This is a genomic window from Hymenobacter sp. H14-R3 (genome assembly GCF_030063445.1).
Lineage (GTDB): Bacteria > Bacteroidota > Bacteroidia > Cytophagales > Hymenobacteraceae > Hymenobacter.
Window position 1 is genome coordinate 136,693 of the sequence record NZ_JASITD010000012.1, and the last position, 16,106, is coordinate 152,798.

Sequence of the window (16,106 nt, forward strand, 5' to 3'; positions counted from 1 at the left end):
ATAACGAAAAACCAAATGCGGTACGGGCCACCGAATTACCCCACAGTAGCCAGTCGGTCAGTTCCCGAAGATAAGCGCTGGCGCAGAGTTGGCCGCACCGAATTACCTTCGGAGTAACTCCTTCAGCCAACGCCTGTTGGCTGCCGGGTAGTATCTGCTCTAATGCGTAAAAACCTGCGCTCGTCCTTCCTGCTCATTACCCTGGCTTGCTGGGCGGCCGGCCCCGCCCGGGCCCAGGTAATCACCGCCCCGCCCGACGCGGCGCAGGCCTGCATCCAGGCGCGCCTGCGCACGGGCACGGCCGCCGCCGTGCGCGCCGTGCCCGTGCGCCACCGCCAAAAAATGGACCGCTACGACGTCAAGTTCTACCAGCTCGACCTGACGCTCGACAATACCTCGCGCACTATTGCGGGCTCGGCGCTCATGCGCGTGCAGGTGGGCCCGCAGGCGCTCGATTCGCTGGCTTTTGAGCTCTACCAGGCCCCGGCCGGCTCGCCCGCCGGCACGGCCACGCTCGTTATCGACTCGGTAGTGGCGGGCGGGCGGCGCTCGCCGGGCGTGCTGCGGCAGGGGCAGGCGGCCACCGCCGCGCTGGCGCTGGCGGCCCCGGCTGGCGCCCTGCTGGCGGCCCGCATCTACTACCACGGCACGGCCCCCAGCGGCAACTCCAGCGCCATCGGCAACGCCTTCAACACGGCTGCCAGCTACCGGCGCGACAACGTAACCTATCCCTACAACGTGACCTGGAGCCTGTCGGAGCCGTTTTCGGCCCACGAGTGGTTTCCGTGCAAGCAAGTGCTCACCGACAAGGCCGATTCGGCGGCCGTGCTCATCACCACTACGCTGCCCAACAAGGTGGGTAGCAACGGGGTGCTGCGCCGCACGGTGGCGCTGCCCGGCAACCGGGTGCGCTACGAGTGGCGCGAGAGCCATCCCATTGAGTACTACCTCCTTTCGGTGGCCGTGGCACCCTACGTTGAGTACGTGAGCTACGCCAACCCGGTGGGCGGGCCGCGCATTCCCATCGTCAACTACGTCTATAACCAGGAGTCGCTCACGCATTACCAGGCCGATATTGACCGCACGGCGGGTTTCATAGAGAACTTCTCACAACTGGTTGGCACCTATTACTTTGCCGATGAGAAGTACGGCCACTCTATGGCTCCCATCGGCGGCGGCATGGAGCACCAGACCCTGACCACGCTCGACAGCTTCGGCTTCACGCTGGTGGCCCACGAGCTGTTTCACCAGTGGTTTGGCGACAACGTGACCTGTGCTTCCTGGGAAGACATCTGGCTGAATGAGGGCTTCGCCTCCTACGGCGAGTATATATCGCTGCAAGCCTTCGACACGCCCGCTAACGCCCGCGCCTGGATGGACGACGCCCAGCGCCGCGCCCTTAGCAATAGCACCGGCACCGTGCGCGTACCCGATACCACCAGCGTGAGCCGCATCTTCAACTCCAACCTGAGCTACAAAAAGGGCGCGGCCGTTATTCATATGCTGCGTTACCTCTGCCACGACGATGCCCGCTTCTATCGCGTGCTGCGCACCTACCAGCGCCAGTTTGGCGGCCGCACCGCCCGCACCCTCGACTTGCAGCGCCTGTTTGAGGCCGAGCTGGGCCAGCCGCTCGATTACTTTTTTCAGCAGTGGTACCGCGGCGAGGGCTTCCCGGCCTTCGGCGTGCGCTGGAACCAAGTAGGCAGTACTCTTTTCCTGCAAGTAGCCGAAACGGCGTCGGTGCCCGCCAGCACACCGTTTTTCCAAACTGAAGTCGACTACCTGCTCACCTTCCAGGATGGCAGCACGCGCACCATTCGCCTAAGCCAAACGCAGGCCAACCAGGGTTTTAGCGTGCCCGTGAGCGGCACCGTAGCCGCCATCGCCGTGGACCCCGCCGGCTGGCTGCCCGACCTGCCCGGTACCGTGCAGCGCGACAATGCCCTGGTGCTGGCCACCCGTGCCGCCAGCGCCCCGGCCTTGGCGCTGTTCCCCAATCCCTGCCACAATCAATTGGTTATCAGTAATATACCGGCTAGTGCCACGGCCGAGGTACGTGATATTACCGGCCGCGTGGTGCTACGCCACACCCTGCCCGCCGGCACGGCCGAGCTACCCACCACCGCCCTGGCCCCCGGCCTCTACCTGCTGCGCCTGTTGAGCCCCACCGGCGAAGCCCTGGCCCAAGGCCGCTTCGTGAAGGAGTAAAGGCCCGCCCGCCAGTCCGCCAGCGCGAGCCGGCCGACCGGTGCAGTATCAATTCGTGTAGTACTCGATAATCTTTTCCTCAATGGCTGCGTCGGCCAGGGGCTCATCAAACACCGTTTTGAGTAGCGCTTCAAACGAGTGAGGCGGGGTGAAGTGCGTCTCGTGCACGGGGTTGGTGCTGAGGCGGATAAAGAGCGGCCGGTCGTTCACGTCCACTAGGTCGAGGGTGACGAAGCCGTAGCGCTGGTCGCAGCGCCCACTTTCCACGCAGTCGGTGGGGTTGGGCTTGAAGAGCTGTTTCACCGTGTGCTCGTGCAACTGCTGGTGGCGGCGCTCGCGGCAGTCGTGCGCGGCGCGGTGGTAGCCCAAGGCCGCCACGCGCTCGCCCAGCAGCTGGTAGAGGTGTTCAAAATTGCCCGGCCCAATGGTTTGGTCATAAAAGAAAAGCGCGCCTTGGCGGCCGTCCTCTTGCAGCAGTTCGACGCGGAAACCCCGCCGCCCGCCGGCCCCGCCCTTGCGCAGGTGGTAGGCCTTAAAATACGGCCCCAGCCAGTTGCGGTACACGCGCTCCGTCACCCAGGCCTGGTGGCGCTGGGCTTGGGCGGGCGTGGGCTCGTGAGCCGGCTGCCACTGGGCTGCCGCATCGGTGCGCCGCTGAAAAAGCTGTTGGAGAAACTGTAACACTATCTAAAAAACGAGCAATCTGGACAGGGCGAGAACACCGGCTCCGGCAAATAGTTTCGGGCCGCAGGCCTACAAGGGCCGCCAAAATGAGCAAAAAAACAGCGGCCCTTCGCTACCGAAGAGCCGCTGTGCCAGCGAAAAAACTAGGTGGCCGGTCCGCTTATTTCACCCGCGTCCAAGCCTGCGACTTGCCAATGAGCGAGAAGCCGATGTAGCCTTTGACCTCCATCGCGTTGGCCGATTCCATTTTCATGTAGCACGAGTAGGTTTTGCCGCTTTCGGGGTCATAAATCTTACCGTTGTCCCATTTGTCGTTGCCGTCGTAGCTGAAGCCCTGCATAAACACCATGCCCAGGCGGGGGCGGGTACGCAGCTTGGGGTCGGGGTTTTGCGTGTCGAGCTTGGGCTTGCCGGTGGCCGGGTCGTTGGGGGTGGTCAGGGTCACTATTTTGCCGCACAGCTTCTCGCCACACTTGTAAATCTCGAAGGTGGCTTTCTTCTCAGCGTTGGTCCACACGCCCAGCGGCGACAAGGTTTGGGCCTGGGCGGGGGCACTGGCGGCACCGAGCCACAGCGCCAGCAGGAAGAACAGGTATTTGTGCATTGGGAAGAAGTGAAGGAGTGATGAGGTAATGAGTTTGATAAGGCAATTATACGGCCAGAAATTTTAGCCGCTCACCCCGGCGTGTTCCACTGCGAACTAAAATAAGTATCGGCGCCTAAAGTAAAATAAGTGCCTTGATTATCAGTTAAATGCAGAAAATCCCGGCCCGGCTCCCCACAAATAGGTAGGAAACCTTGGAACCTACGCGCCGGCAATTAACTTTAACCTTCAGTAGCGAGTGCTACGGCCCCAATTCAAGCCGCCCTGATTTGCTGGGAAGCGTGACTGGGGTTATGTGGAACCATAAAGAAAGGAGGTACAAAATGTCTAGTAGTCCCAACCAAATTCTGCCGAGCCTGTCCAATGTAGTACGCTTCACCGCCGTACTCGCCTAAAACAACTCAGCTCGGCGGAGGGCGCTGCGGTGTCGCGGCCCCCTTTCGTTGGACAGGTCTTACTGGTGGACGCCGGCGCTGTACCCCAGCGCTACCGCTCGGTAAGATTTGAAGGATTAGATGCCCGGTTAGCCCGATGGCGCACGCAAGTGCACCGCTGTGGGCCAACCGGGCATCGCTTTTTTAAGGGTGAGGTAGTGAATTGTGTCCTTCACTCATTCATCCTCAAAAAATAACCCGCCGCACCTGCATAAAGCGCCGCTCGTAGCCGCTGCCCTCCACTTGGCTGATTTTGACGCCCGACTCGCGCCGGGCGGAGGAGGCGTGCACGAAGCGCAGCGGCGTTTCGCCCAGGGCCGAGATGACGATGCCCGCGTGGCCGGGCGTGGTACTGCCCTCGGCGGTGCCCGTAAATACTACAATATCACCGGGCTGGGCCTCGGTGCGGGCCACGGGTTGGCCGGCACTAATGAGCAGCGCGGTGGAGTGGGGGGTGTCGATGCCAAAGTGCGCATACACGTACTGCAAAAACCCCGAGCAATCGAAACCGGCCATGGGGCTGACGCCGGCGTACACGTAGGGCGTGCCCAACTGCTGCAGCGCAAAGCGCACGATGCTATCGCGGGGTGGGGCCGCGCGGGACGTAGCGAGCGAGGTTGCTACTGCGCCCGAGCGCTGGGCTACCCACACCACCGGCAGGGTAGCGGCTACCCGAACGGCCGCCGGCTCCGGCTGCCAGTAAAACCGAAGCCCAACCATTAGGAGCAACAAAAATCCGAAAATCAACCAGATAGCGCGCATAGGCAAGTGGTGGCCGGATTGGCCAGGCTTGCTTAACGCTGGGCGCGCGGCCCAGGTTCGCCGGCGCGTGGTGGGGCCGATGCGGGCGTAGCTCGTTTTCGGCTCTTACTTTGTGGCCATGTTTGCATCAACTTCTGCGCTTTGCCGCTTGGCCGCTGTGGCCGGCTTGCTGGCGGCTGTGCCCGCCGCCGCCCAAACCAAACTCAAAACCAAGGTAAAAAACGCCCCGGCCACGACGGCCGCCGCGCCGGCTGCCGCCCAGGGCGGCACCCTGCGCTACACGCTGGCCATGCCCGCGCCCCAAACCCACTACTTCGAGGTGCGGATGGACATGCAGGGCTTCGGCCAGGAATATACCGACCTCAAGATGCCGGTGTGGGCCCCCGGCTCATACCTGGTGCGCGAGTTTGCTCGGCACGTAGAGCGCCTGAAGGCCCAAACGGCTGGCGGCCAGGCCCTGAGCGTGGATAAAATCGATAAGAATACCTGGCGCGTGCACCACCCTGGCCAGGCATCGTTTCGGGTCGATTACGGGGTGTATGCCTACGAAATCAGCGTGCGCACCAGCTTTATTGATGCCGACCATGGCTTCGCGCTGGGCAGCAGCATCTTTATGTACCCGGCCAACGGCAAAAATATGCCCAGCCAGGTAACCGTGCAGCCCGCCGCCGGCTGGGCCACGGTGAGCACCGCGCTGCGCCCCGCGGCGGGCATGCAAAAGTTTGTGTATCAGTCGGCTAACTACGACGAGCTGGCCGACTCGCCCATTGAGGTAGGCAACCAGAAGGTGCTGAATTTCACCACCAACGGCACGCCCCACCAGATGGCCATGTACGGCCCTTATACGCTGCCCGACGAGGCGCGGTTTCTGGCTGATATGCAGAAGATTACGGAGGAGGCCCAGCGCGTGGTGGGCCAGAATCCGCTCGACCACTATATGTTTATCGTGCACCACCTCGAAACCGGCGGCGGTGGCTTGGAGCACCTCTACTCGACCACGCTGGGCGCGCGGCCGGGTACCTACGGCTCGGAGGCGGGCTATAAGAACTTCCTGCGCCTGGTGGCCCACGAGTATTTCCACCTCTGGAACGTGAAGCGCATCCGGCCGGTGGCGCTGGGGCCGTTTGACTACGACCACGAGAACTACACCCATATGCTGTGGGTGAGCGAGGGCCAGACCGAGTACATGGCCAACCAGATTGCCCAGCGCGCCGGCTTCTACACCGGCCAGCAGTACTACGACCAGCTGGCGGCCGTGCTCACGGGTGTCGAAAACCAGCCCGGCAATAAGCTCCAGCCGGTGGCCATGGCCAGCTTCGACGCCTGGATTCGGGCCTACCGGCCCGATGAGAATTCGAAGAATTCGGAAATCAGCTACTACGACAAGGGCGAGATGGTGGGCATGGTGCTCGACCTCATGCTAGTGAACGCCACCAAGGGCCAGAAGCACCTCGACGACGTATTTCGCCTGCTCTACTCCACGTACTATAAGGGCCTGAAGCGTGGCTTCACCGACCAGGAGTACCAGGACGCGGTGGCCGAAGTGGCCGGCCGGCGCTTCGACGACTTCTTCCAGAACTACGTGTACCAGGCCAAAACCCTCGACTATAACACGGCCTTGGGCTACGTGGGCCTCACGCTCAGCAGCGCGCCCGCCAGCCCCAACGGCAGCCTGGGGGCCAACATCACCAACCGCAACGGCCACTACGTGGTAACCAGCGTGAAGCGCGACGGCACCGCCTGGAACGGCGGCCTCAACGTGAACGACGAGGTGCTGCAGCTCAACGGCGCCGCCCCCACTGACGAGGCCGTGAAGCAGGCTCTCTTCGCCACGGCCCCCGGCACGGCCCTGAAAATACAGGCCAAGCACGGCGCCATCACCCACGACCTGACCCTGACCCTGCAAGCCGACCCCGACCGCGCCTACCAGATTCAGCCCGTGGCCAACCCCACCGCCGAGCAGCAAAAGCTACTGGCTAAGTGGCTGGGTAAGTAGGAGGTATCAGTCTTAAAACAAGAAGTGCCCCGGCCGGTAGGTCGGGGCACTTCTTGTTTTAAGGCTACTTCTTATCGTAGTGAAAACGAGCTGATAAGAACTGTATCGTCTTGCCTGCCACGCGGTAAACAAGCCGGTGCTCCTGGAAGATGCGCCGCAACATGTAGCTGCGGCCCAAGTGCTTAAGTATTTCGGGCTTGCCGATGCCGCCGAGTGGGTCGCGGCTAGCCTGCTCCATCAGGGTGAGGGTTTTTGAGGGCCAGAGTTCGGTCGGTTTCAACTCAGTAGGTGAGGTCTTGCAGGTAGGGAGGTAGCAGTACAATCTCCCAGGCGGTAGGCGGCGGCTTACTCATCACCGAGTCCTAGGCGCTGCTGCAAGTCTTCGACCGACGAAAAAATGGTGCCCTCACCACGCTCGGCGCGGTCCATTGCGTCGAAAAGGGCGCGGGCATTTGCGCGCGAACTGAAGAGATGCAGGGTTTCCTGCATGGCGCTCAAGTCGGCGGTGGGCAGCAAGGCCATTGTTGCGCGGCCGGTCCAAGCTATTTCAGCAGCCTTGCCGGTGCGGGCTACTTGTTCCCCCATAGTACCCAAATCGGGCTGCATGGGGGTAAACGAGGTGCTTTGCTTAACCTAGAGATAAGAAGAGCAATTTGCCGGAAACAGCTACCGTGGTCCCTGCTTGCCGTGGGCGCGGCTCTTAGGTGTAATCTCCACCTCGAAGCCAGTACGAGTTGCGCTACGCTAAACTCGCGCCAGTGGCACTATAACGCAACTTCGCCCGCCAGCCGCCCCTAGAGGTACCCGGCGGGCGAACCGCATTCAAACCTAAAAACAACCGCTTACTTCACCCGCGTCAGCGCTACTTCGTGCACGGGGGCAATAACCAGGGGCACCTTCTCCATCTTCACCGAAGAGGTGTCGAGGCCGAAGTACTGGGCTTCGCCCGGGATGAACTGCTTGATGTAGAAGTAGGCCTGCATCACGAGCTTTTCGCGGGTGGGAAAGTCGTTTTCGACCGAGAGGTACTTCTCCAGCACCACGAAGCGGAAGTCGCCCACCACGTGCCGCTGGCTGAGCGAGGCATAGCGCGAGGTGATATCCACCTCCTTATTGCGCACTAGGTCTTCCACCACTTTGCGGAAAAACAGGTTGATGCGCTGTTGCACCCGGAAGCCCAGCCGGAAGTTGATGCGGAACACGTCGTCCTGCGCCAGCTCGGTCACGGTGTACTCCATGGTATAGGGCTCATCGGTGGTATCAACGTGGATAAACCAGTAGATATCAGCCCGCTTGGGGCGCTTTTGGAAGATGGAGTAGATGATTTTCTGCTCAATCTCGCTGGCGCGCTCGGCCGAGGTGAGGAACACCAGGTGCGTAGCGTACTTGCCGATAGACTCGTCGTTGCTGAGCTGCTTGAGGGGCTCAATGTAGGGCTCCATCTTCACGAAGTCAGTGAGGCGGCGCTTGATGTAGAAGGCCTTGAGCCACACGTACATCACGCTCATCAGGGCCGCGCCAATGGCCAGCGACACCCAGCCGCCGTGCGGAAACTTCACGAGGTTGGCGATGAGGAAGGAACCCTCAATAACGCCGTACACTGCCACAAACAGCACCACCAGCGGCAGGGCCACGCGCTTCACTTTACGCAGCCACACCGTTAGCAAAATGGTGGTCATCAGCATGGTGAGCGTGATGGCCAGGCCGTAGGCCGCTTCCATATTGGAGCTTTCGCGGAAGTACAACACCACCCCAATGCAGCCGATGAGCAGCAGCCGGTTCATGCTGGGCACGAAGAGTTGGCCCTTCACGTCGGTGGGATAGTTGAGCTTCACCTTGGGCCACATGTTGAGGCGAATGGCCTCGGCCACCAGCGTAAACGAGCCCGTGATGAGCGCCTGCGAGGCGATAACGGCCGCTACCGTAGCCAGCCCGATGCCAAACAGCAGAAACCACGGCGGCATAAGGGCATAAAATGGGTTGGCCTGGTTGGCCAGCAGGCCCTTGCCCATCGTTTGGCCCTGGTGGCTGAGCAGCCACGCGCCTTGGCCCAAGTAATTGAGCAGCAGGGTAGTCTTGACAAACGTCCAGCTGATGCGGATGTTATTCTTACCGCAGTGACCCAAGTCGGAATACAAGGCCTCGGCCCCCGTGGTACACAAGAATACCGAGCCCAGCAGCCAGAAGCCGCTGGGGTATTTCACCAGCAGCTGGTAGGCGTAGTACGGGTTAATGGCCTTGAGAATGGCCGGGTTTTGCACTATCCACGCCGCGCCCAGCACGCCCAGCATCGTAAACCACAGAAACATAATCGGCCCGAAGGCTTTGCCAACTATCTGCGTACCAAAGCTTTGCAACAAGAACAAGCCCGTGATGATACCCACGATAATGGGTACCGTCGGAATGGTGGGGTAAATGGCCCGCAGACCCTCTACGGCCGATGCCACCGAAATAGGCGGCGTAATCACGCCATCGGCCAGCAGGGCCGACCCGCCGATGATGGCCACGGCCGAGAGCCAGGCCCCCCGCCGCCGCACCAGGGCGTAGAGTGAGAAGATGCCACCCTCGCCGTTGTTATCGGCGTTGAGGGTGAGCAGCACGTACTTGATGGTGGTTTGGAGCGTAAGCGTCCAGATAACGCACGAAATGCCGCCGAGCACCAGTAGCGGGTCAATCAGGTCGGGCACCCGGCCGCTTTTCAGAATGGACGACATCACGTAGAGCGGCGATGTCCCGATATCGCCGTAGATAATGCCCAGCGCGATAAGCAGCCCGGCCCCGGAGATGGCAGTGTGCGAGTGTTTAGAACTCATTAGATAACAGGGTAATTACTGGGTCAGGTAGCGGCAAGTTGCAAAGAAACGGCCCGCACTGACAGCCAGCGGGCCACTTTTTCGGTCAAAATATAACAGTAGCTGAGCAAGGTGCTGGTGCTCAGCGCGGCCACCATTTTAAGGCTGCCCGCCCGCTTTACGCAAGCGAATCGGGAACGGCCGGGTTAAGGGCCGGAAGCGCTTCGGCTGCCTCAAGAGCCGCGGCGGCCTCGGCAGTACGTGCGGCCGCCAACGCGGCCAGCAGCGTGGCGGCTTCGACGGCGGCCTGGTCGTGGGCGTGGTCGATGCGGCGGTTGGTTTCGCTCACTAGGCGCCGCCAGAGGTCAGCGTCGCCGGGCAGGGCAAAGTGCGCCGCCTCCAGGCCCAGGCGCCATAGCCGCAGCCGGTTGGTGCCGCGGTGGCCGTAGAGCAGCATAAGGGCCGTAACCAGCAGGCCGGCCATGGTGGGCGCGGTGCGTAGCCAGTTATTCAGGAAAAAGATGAGCACGATAGCCAGCCCCAGGCCGCCCAGCAGGTACCACAGCAGCCAGCGCACCGGCTGCACCTCGGCCCGCTCCAGCTCGCGCAGGCCAAACGTGCGGCCCAGCACCGTGAGCGAAGTCGCCGTGAGGGTCAGGCGGCCGTCGGGGCTTTGCAGGGTAGGCGCGGGGGGTGGGGGCGGTAGTACTGGTTCGGGTTCCGGCTCTGCCGCTGCCAAAACCGCCACCGGCGCGGGGGCGGCCGGTGGCGGGGTAGCGGGTAAAGCAGAAGCGGGGCCAGCGACTGGGCTACCGCCGGGCACGGCCGTGCTGCTGCGCACCCAAGTGGGCGCAGCCGCCGTAGCCGGGAGGGTGGTAGGCGCCGTCAGCGCCCTGGCCGACGCCTCGGCTCAGTTATTCACTTTCAGCAGCTCCACATCAAACACCAGGGCCGAGTCGGGGCCGATGTCGCGGCCCGCGCCGCGCTTGCCGTAGGCGAGGTCGGAGGGGATGTAGAGGCGGTACTTCGAGCCTTCGGGCATGAGCTGCAACGCTTCTGTCCAGCCGGCGATTACGCCGTTGACGGGGAACGTAGCGGGCTGGCCACGCTGGTAGCTGCTGTCAAACACGGTGCCGTTGATGAGGGTGCCGTGGTAGTGCGTGGTCACCGACGAACGCAGGGTAGGCTTGGCGCCGGTACCCTCGGTCAGCACTTCGTACTGGAGGCCGCTGGGCAGGGTGGTGATGCCCGGCTTGTTCTTGTTTTCGGCGAGGAATGCTTCGCCTTCGGCTTTGTTGTTCATCGAGTTAGGGTTGGGGGTTTCGTCGTTGTCCTGGTCGTCTTCGCCGCCGCCGAGCTGCTCTTGCAGCTGCTGCATGGCGGTTTGCATCTGCTCCTGGGTGAGGCGGCTGGGCTGGCCCGACAGGCCTTCCTTGAGGGCGGCGGCCAGGGTGTCAATGTCCAGCTCCAGGCCCTGCTGGGCGAAGTTGCGGGCCAGGTCGCGGCCAATGATGTAGCTGACCTGCTGCTGATTGGTGTCGAGGGTCACGGGAAAAATGAGGATAAGGTAGCCGGCCCGTCGGGGCCGGCCCAGCGTGAAAAATGGGGTAACCAGGCCGCAAAGGTCGGCACTGGTGCTGGCTTCTTACGCAAAAAGCCCCGCCAAGGGCGGGGCTTCAATACGCAATAGGGTGGGAAGCCTGGGCGGTTAGAGGTAGTATTGGGCGTCTTCGCCGTGCAGGTGAAAGGTCAGGTTGAGGGAGGCCAGCCGCGCACTCAGGTAGCGAAGCGAGCCCAGGCCGCCGATAATCAGCAGGGAAGAAAGAGCAGTGGTCTTTTTCATGAGAGCTGGAAATGAAGTGGTTGTAACGCAGTACAAAGATACGACAAAGCTGGGCAATATGTTAGGCATGCCGAGTAGTTTGACTCGTTTACCTGGCAGTTATACGTTACTTTGCGGCTAGCTCCGTCGCGTTATCCCGCATTTGAGTGAGGTGGCGGCGGGCGTGCTGGGCAAGAAAGTAAACGTACTCGTACACATTGAGCTTGCCCAGGCCATTAACTGACATAGTAGTCTGATAAAGAAGGCCTTCGCCGTGCGCCAGCCGGTCCAGGCAGCCATCGAGTTGTGCCAGCTGGTTGTGCAGCTGCTGCCGCACCACTGGTTGCGGCCGAGGGTAAGCGCGGGGCTCCATATGCCCGGGCCGCTGCCACGGAAACGCGTGGAGCGTGCCAATGGCGGCCAGTTTCTCGCGCTCAAAATGATACTGAGCCACTTCGGCTTGCAAATCCAGCTTGTGCAAATTGGCAAGCGCTTTGGCAGTGCCTTTCTCAATGAGTATGAGTAGGTAATGATTGGTGAGCCCGATGTGATTTAACACCTCCTCGATGGTCCACCCCTGGTCGTCGGGTACGTACGCCCGCAGAGTATTCGGCTGGTCGAACCAGGCATCTACCAGCGCAAACGTATCATGCAGCTCGGCCTTGATTTCGGTGACGAGTAGAGAAATTTCCATCGGAGATTAGGAGGAGCTCGTGTGGTCGGCCACAATCACCCACTGGCCGTTCAGCTTGCGAAAAATCAGTAGAAACTGGCCTTGCAAATCGCCGGTGGCCACGCCCGGCCGGGCCAGGTGCCAGTGGCCCACTACCTGCGCTACTTCGGTGCCCAGTGGGGTGATGCGCAGCTGGCTGAAGTCGAGCTGGCCCATTTGGGTGGCGTCGGCGTAGCTGCGCCGGTAGTTGTCGAGGGTGGGCTGCCAGCCGTAGGTGGGGCCTTTTTTGCCGATGAAAACGAGCGAGTCGGAGTGCCAGTAGCCGGCCATGAAGCCCGGAATATCGCCCCGGTTCCAGGCGGCCGTTTGGGTGGTGAGCACCTGGGCAATGGCCTGGCGCGGCGTGGGCGGCGCAGCCAGGGCCAAAGCAAGAAGCAGGGAATGTAGCATAGGCGTTAGTTTGTGAGTAGGGCGAAAATGGACTCAACGCGCAAGCTAGCGTAATTCCCGGGCTGTGGTACGTGCTCCGGTCCGCCGGCGAAGCCGGCCGACCGGTTGACGGGTGCGCCGCTTGCCCAGTCGTGCCGCCCTCGTTCAGGCGTCAGCCGGTCGGCCGGCTTCGCCGGCGGACCGAAGCACGAGCAATTGCAGGGGCAGCCATTACCGGTTCAATAAGGTCGCAACGTAGGCGGTGCCGCCCAGCGCCCGCATGTTGCGCAGCACGCGCAGCTGCTTGGCCCGCGCCTGCGGGCCCGGCTGGCCCGCCCGAAAGCGTAGTGGGTTGGGCAGCACGCCGGCCAGCAGCGCGGCTTCGGGGGCACTGAGGCTGCGGGCCGGCTTATGGAAATAGCGCTGGCTGGCGGCCTCCACCCCAAAGGTGCAGTCGCCCATCTCGGCCACGCTCAAATACATTTCCATGATGCGGCGCTTGCTCCAGAGCAGCTCAATGAGCACCGTGAAGTAGGCCTCGGCCCCCTTGCGGATATAGGAGCGGCCCTGCCAGAGAAACACGTTTTTGGCCACCTGCTGCGAAATGGTGGAGCCGCCGCGCACGGGCTTGCCATCGGCGCGGTGCCAGTTGTACTGGGCGGCTTTCCACATGCCATCCACGTCGAAGCCGTGGTGGAGTAGAAAGCGCTGGTCTTCAGCCGCCACCATGGCCAGCGGGATGCTGGGGGCCACCTCGTCGAGCGAGCAAAAATTGTAGCGCACGTGGCGCGGGTCGGCCTGAATGCCGGTGTAGCCCAGGCCCACGGGCGCGTGGGCGCGCCGGTCGAGCATGAGCCAGGTGGCCGGCGGCGCCAGCCAGCGGTACAGCAGCACCCAGGCCACGGTAACCAGAAACAGGGCCGCCACGGTCTGCACAGCCACGCGCAAAGCCGTGCGCCACGACGGCAGAAGAGTTTGAATAGAGTGCGCCATAGATTGGAATTTTGGATTTGGAACGAGGAATTTAGAAAGGGGAATTACTCGGTTGATAATTCTTCGCTCTTCATTCTAGCTCCCTGCTTTTTCATTTCCAATTCTAACTGCTTCATTCTCAACTCCTCATTCTGAACACTGGCCAGGCCTTCGGCCGTGATGAGGCCGTGCGCAGCCGCGTGGGTGGCGGCGGCCAGGTAATCGGGCACTAGCAGCAGCTCCACGCCCGTGTCGCGGCACAGGGCGGCGGCTATGGGAGCTACGCGGGCGGCGCGGGTCGGCACCCCCACATCGCGGATGTACACTACCCGGATGCGGCCGGGGTGCGTGCGTACCACTTCGGCATAAATATCAGGGTCTTGCTGGCCGCTATCACCAAGCAGGATGAAGGTAAGGTCCGGATACGTGTCAAGTATCTGGTTGATTTCCTTGAGTTTATGGCCGTGGTGGGGCGAGGCCGCCGTGGGCTTGCCCTCCGAGCCGGGCGTGCGGCCGAGCAGGGTTTCGCGCAGCAGCAAGGGGCCGGGGGGCACGCCTTGCAGGCGCAAAAAGTCGTCGAGCACATCGTACAGGTTCCAGGGCGAGGAGCTGACGTAGAAGAACGGGTTGTCGGGCCGGCCGCTGAGCCCGCGCAGCAGCGCCTGGTAAAAGGCGGCTACGCCGCTCAGCGTTTCGTGCGAGTAGGCGTTGCGCAGCAGCACCGTGCGCAGCATGCGCAGCAGGTGGGTGGCCTTGGTGACGATAACGGTATCGTCGAGGTCGGAAATCACCCCAAACTCGGCCGTGGGCGGCGGAATGAGCACCTGCGCCGTACCCGTTACCTGGCCCAGCAGCCCCCGAAAGCGTAGCGGCAGCTTGGCAAGCCGCACCGGCACCGGATACCAGAGGTACTCGACCGGGGCGGGCAGGGCGGGTGGGTCGAGGCGCAGGGTAAAGTAGCCGGTGGGGCCCGTAGTCACGGGCAGGTCGAGGTGCTGAGGAAGGGAGATAACTACCTCAGCCCCCGGTATTTCGCGGCTATTAAAGCGCCGGTACATGGCCTGAAAATTGCGCCACGGCGAGTCGGCATCGGTTTGGGGCGTGAGGCCACGGTCGGCCAGCAGGCGGCCCTTCACATAAAAGCGGTGCGCCGTGCCGTAGCTGCGATACACATCGAGGTGCAGCGGGCGTAGGCGGCCCAGCCGCGCCGTCGTGCGCGTGATGGTCGCATCGACCCACTCCCAGCCGTCGGCCAACCCTTGCGCAATGTCCATTTGACAAACCTACGGCGGGCCAAGTGTTCGGGCGCGCGGCGCTACCAGTGCCGCCGCCCCAGGCCCTTCCGCACCGATTGCCACGATTTGCGGAAAATTCCTTGGGGTCAGGCCAGTTGCGCCAGTCCGCCGGCGCAGCTGGCCGACCGGTTGACGTGTGCGCCACGTGGCCAGTCGTACGGGTATTGTTCACGCGTCAACCGGTTGGCCGGCTTCGCCGGCCGGCCGGCGCGCACCGCTACTTGCGCAAGCCTACCGTGGAGGTAAGGGAAGAAGCACATCGCCCTTCTCCCCAAAACTGCGTAGAAGCTGCTTCTAAGCCACTCTTCCCATGCCCGCCACCCACGCGCCCCTCCGCCCCAAAACCCGCAAAAAAAACCTGCCGCCCATCCACGAGCTGGCCGCGCATGAGCTCTACAAAGACCCCGCCCGCCAGGCCGAGCTGGCCGGCCTGCGCTACGCCACCGATGCTGGCCCCGGCATCAGCCGCCAGCCGCACGCTACGGATAAGTTTTTGTACCTCAGTGCGAAAGGCGAGGAAATAGCCGACGAGAAAACGCTGGCCCGCATCCACAGCTTCGTAATTCCGCCAGCCTGGACGGACGTGTGGATTGCCCCTAACCCGCGCTTTCACTTGCAGGTGACGGGCCACGACACGGCCGGCCGCAAGCAGTACCGCTACCACCCGGCCTGGGACGCGGCCCGCTCGCTCACCAAGTTTTCGCGGCTGCTGGCCTTTGGGCAAAAGCTGGGCGAGCTGCGCGGGAAGCTGCGCAAAGACCTGGCCCGCCCCGGCCTCGACCGCGACAAGGTGGTGGCGCTGGTGCTCACGCTCATGGACCAGTCGTTCATTCGCATTGGTAATGAGGAGTATGCGAAGAAAAATAAGAGCTATGGCCTTACCACGCTGCTCGACGACCATGTGGAAATAACGAAGGCCGACGTGCGCTTTTCGTTCGTGGGCAAAAAAGGCGTGGCCCACGACGTCACCATCCACGACCGCAAGCTGGCGCAGCTGGTGCGCAAGTGCAAGGACATTCCGGGCCAGCATTTATTTCAGTTTTACAGCGCCGACGGCCAGCGCCACCCTCTGGAGTCGGGCCACGTGAACGACTACCTGCACCAGCATACCGGCATCTCGCTATCGGCCAAGGACTTCCGTACCTGGGGCGGCACCGTGAAAATGGTAGAGTGCCTTGAATCGGTGCTCAGCGCCGACGTGGAAGTAGCCCCCGAAAAGGCCATTCGCCAGGCTACCAAGGAAGTAGCCAACAACCTGGGCAACACGCCCACGGTGTGCTCCAAATACTACATTCACCCGCAGGTAACGGAGCTATTCAAATCGGGCAAGCTCATCGAGTACCTCCGCCGCCACGACGCCGACCCGCAGGACCGCGACGAGCTCTCGCCCACCGAGCACCTAGTGCTGGAAATGCTGGCAGAGATTTAATTA

Annotated in this window: 16 protein-coding genes; 3 read left to right on the plus strand and 13 right to left on the minus strand. The window is 62.3% G+C overall.

Features of this window, described 5'->3' with window-relative positions:
• Positions 1 to 162 precede the first annotated feature (162 nt).
• On the plus strand, positions 163 to 2,211 hold the full coding sequence (locus tag QMK33_RS12805) for a M1 family metallopeptidase (RefSeq protein WP_283564988.1): 2,049 nt from the start codon (positions 163 to 165) through the stop codon (positions 2,209 to 2,211).
• 48 nt (positions 2,212 to 2,259) lie between these two features.
• On the opposite strand, the gene QMK33_RS12810 is transcribed toward QMK33_RS12805, so the two are convergent.
• The 3 genes from QMK33_RS12810 to QMK33_RS12820 all read right to left on the minus strand — a co-directional run bounded on the left by QMK33_RS12810 (position 2,260) and on the right by QMK33_RS12820 (position 4,653).
• The gene (locus QMK33_RS12810) at positions 2,260 to 2,895 is read right to left on the minus strand and encodes a hypothetical protein (protein ID WP_283564989.1); all 636 of its coding nucleotides are present in this window, start codon (positions 2,893 to 2,895) and stop codon (positions 2,260 to 2,262) included.
• 160 nt (positions 2,896 to 3,055) lie between these two features.
• On the minus strand, positions 3,056 to 3,499 hold the full coding sequence (locus QMK33_RS12815) for a DUF2147 domain-containing protein (protein WP_283564990.1): 444 nt from the start codon (positions 3,497 to 3,499) through the stop codon (positions 3,056 to 3,058).
• Between the two features lie 620 nt (positions 3,500 to 4,119).
• A complete protein-coding gene (locus tag QMK33_RS12820) occupies positions 4,120 to 4,653 on the minus strand; it encodes a C40 family peptidase (RefSeq protein WP_283564991.1) in 534 nt (177 codons plus the stop codon).
• A 160-nt stretch (positions 4,654 to 4,813) separates the two neighbouring features.
• Here QMK33_RS12820 and QMK33_RS12825 point away from each other — a divergent pair, with 160 nt between their 5' ends.
• A complete protein-coding gene (locus tag QMK33_RS12825) occupies positions 4,814 to 6,691 on the plus strand; it encodes a M61 family metallopeptidase (protein ID WP_283564992.1) in 1,878 nt (625 codons plus the stop codon).
• A 64-nt stretch (positions 6,692 to 6,755) separates the two neighbouring features.
• Here QMK33_RS12825 and QMK33_RS12830 read toward each other — a convergent pair whose 3' ends face one another.
• The 10 genes from QMK33_RS12830 to QMK33_RS12875 all read right to left on the minus strand — a co-directional run bounded on the left by QMK33_RS12830 (position 6,756) and on the right by QMK33_RS12875 (position 14,653).
• Positions 6,756 to 6,971 carry a Txe/YoeB family addiction module toxin gene (locus QMK33_RS12830; protein WP_283564993.1) on the minus strand — a complete coding sequence of 72 codons (216 nt, stop codon included), beginning with the start codon at positions 6,969 to 6,971 and terminating at the stop codon, positions 6,756 to 6,758.
• A gap of 65 nt (positions 6,972 to 7,036) precedes the next feature.
• Entirely contained in the window at positions 7,037 to 7,297 is a 261-nt protein-coding gene (locus QMK33_RS12835) for a type II toxin-antitoxin system Phd/YefM family antitoxin (RefSeq protein WP_283564994.1), read from the minus strand.
• A gap of 236 nt (positions 7,298 to 7,533) precedes the next feature.
• Entirely contained in the window at positions 7,534 to 9,504 is a 1,971-nt protein-coding gene (locus QMK33_RS12840) for a KUP/HAK/KT family potassium transporter (protein WP_283564995.1), read from the minus strand.
• A gap of 157 nt (positions 9,505 to 9,661) precedes the next feature.
• A complete protein-coding gene (locus QMK33_RS12845) occupies positions 9,662 to 10,222 on the minus strand; it encodes a hypothetical protein (protein ID WP_283564996.1) in 561 nt (186 codons plus the stop codon).
• A gap of 171 nt (positions 10,223 to 10,393) precedes the next feature.
• Positions 10,394 to 11,032 carry a BamJ family beta-barrel-assembly machinery protein gene (bamJ, locus tag QMK33_RS12850; protein ID WP_283564997.1) on the minus strand — a complete coding sequence of 213 codons (639 nt, stop codon included), beginning with the start codon at positions 11,030 to 11,032 and terminating at the stop codon, positions 10,394 to 10,396.
• Positions 11,033 to 11,191: 159 nt separating this feature from the next.
• Positions 11,192 to 11,326, minus strand: a complete 135-nt coding sequence (locus QMK33_RS12855) for a hypothetical protein (protein WP_283564998.1) — start codon at positions 11,324 to 11,326, stop codon at positions 11,192 to 11,194.
• 106 nt (positions 11,327 to 11,432) lie between these two features.
• Positions 11,433 to 11,999 (minus strand): DinB family protein, encoded by a 567-nt coding sequence (locus tag QMK33_RS12860; RefSeq protein ID WP_283564999.1) that lies wholly within the window; start codon positions 11,997 to 11,999, stop codon positions 11,433 to 11,435.
• Between the two features lie 6 nt (positions 12,000 to 12,005).
• Positions 12,006 to 12,428 carry a YybH family protein gene (locus QMK33_RS12865; RefSeq protein ID WP_283565000.1) on the minus strand — a complete coding sequence of 141 codons (423 nt, stop codon included), beginning with the start codon at positions 12,426 to 12,428 and terminating at the stop codon, positions 12,006 to 12,008.
• A gap of 210 nt (positions 12,429 to 12,638) precedes the next feature.
• The gene (gene mtgA, locus QMK33_RS12870; protein ID WP_283565001.1) at positions 12,639 to 13,400 is read right to left on the minus strand and encodes a monofunctional biosynthetic peptidoglycan transglycosylase; all 762 of its coding nucleotides are present in this window, start codon (positions 13,398 to 13,400) and stop codon (positions 12,639 to 12,641) included.
• 44 nt (positions 13,401 to 13,444) lie between these two features.
• On the minus strand, positions 13,445 to 14,653 hold the full coding sequence (locus tag QMK33_RS12875; protein WP_283565002.1) for an App1 family protein phosphatidate phosphatase: 1,209 nt from the start codon (positions 14,651 to 14,653) through the stop codon (positions 13,445 to 13,447).
• Positions 14,654 to 14,984: 331 nt separating this feature from the next.
• Here QMK33_RS12875 and QMK33_RS12880 point away from each other — a divergent pair, with 331 nt between their 5' ends.
• A complete protein-coding gene (locus tag QMK33_RS12880) occupies positions 14,985 to 16,103 on the plus strand; it encodes a DNA topoisomerase IB (protein ID WP_283565003.1) in 1,119 nt (372 codons plus the stop codon).
• The last annotated feature ends 3 nt before the right edge of the window (positions 16,104 to 16,106 follow it).

Coding starts and splice junctions, on each gene's coding strand:
- QMK33_RS12805 (WP_283564988.1), top strand. CDS start 163: ATGCGTAAAAACCTGCGCTCGTCCTTCCTGCTCATTACCCTGGCTTGC.
- QMK33_RS12815 (WP_283564990.1), bottom strand. CDS start 3,499: ATGCACAAATACCTGTTCTTCCTGCTGGCGCTGTGGCTCGGTGCCGCC.
- QMK33_RS12820 (WP_283564991.1), bottom strand. CDS start 4,653: ATGGTTGGGCTTCGGTTTTACTGGCAGCCGGAGCCGGCGGCCGTTCGG.
- QMK33_RS12825 (WP_283564992.1), top strand. CDS start 4,814: ATGTTTGCATCAACTTCTGCGCTTTGCCGCTTGGCCGCTGTGGCCGGC.
- QMK33_RS12835 (WP_283564994.1), bottom strand. CDS start 7,297: ATGCAGCCCGATTTGGGTACTATGGGGGAACAAGTAGCCCGCACCGGC.
- QMK33_RS12840 (WP_283564995.1), bottom strand. CDS start 9,504: ATGAGTTCTAAACACTCGCACACTGCCATCTCCGGGGCCGGGCTGCTT.
- QMK33_RS12855 (WP_283564998.1), bottom strand. CDS start 11,326: ATGAAAAAGACCACTGCTCTTTCTTCCCTGCTGATTATCGGCGGCCTG.
- QMK33_RS12860 (WP_283564999.1), bottom strand. CDS start 11,999: ATGGAAATTTCTCTACTCGTCACCGAAATCAAGGCCGAGCTGCATGAT.
- QMK33_RS12865 (WP_283565000.1), bottom strand. CDS start 12,428: ATGCTACATTCCCTGCTTCTTGCTTTGGCCCTGGCTGCGCCGCCCACG.
- mtgA (WP_283565001.1), bottom strand. CDS start 13,400: ATGGCGCACTCTATTCAAACTCTTCTGCCGTCGTGGCGCACGGCTTTG.
- QMK33_RS12875 (WP_283565002.1), bottom strand. CDS start 14,653: ATGGACATTGCGCAAGGGTTGGCCGACGGCTGGGAGTGGGTCGATGCG.
- QMK33_RS12880 (WP_283565003.1), top strand. CDS start 14,985: ATGCCCGCCACCCACGCGCCCCTCCGCCCCAAAACCCGCAAAAAAAAC.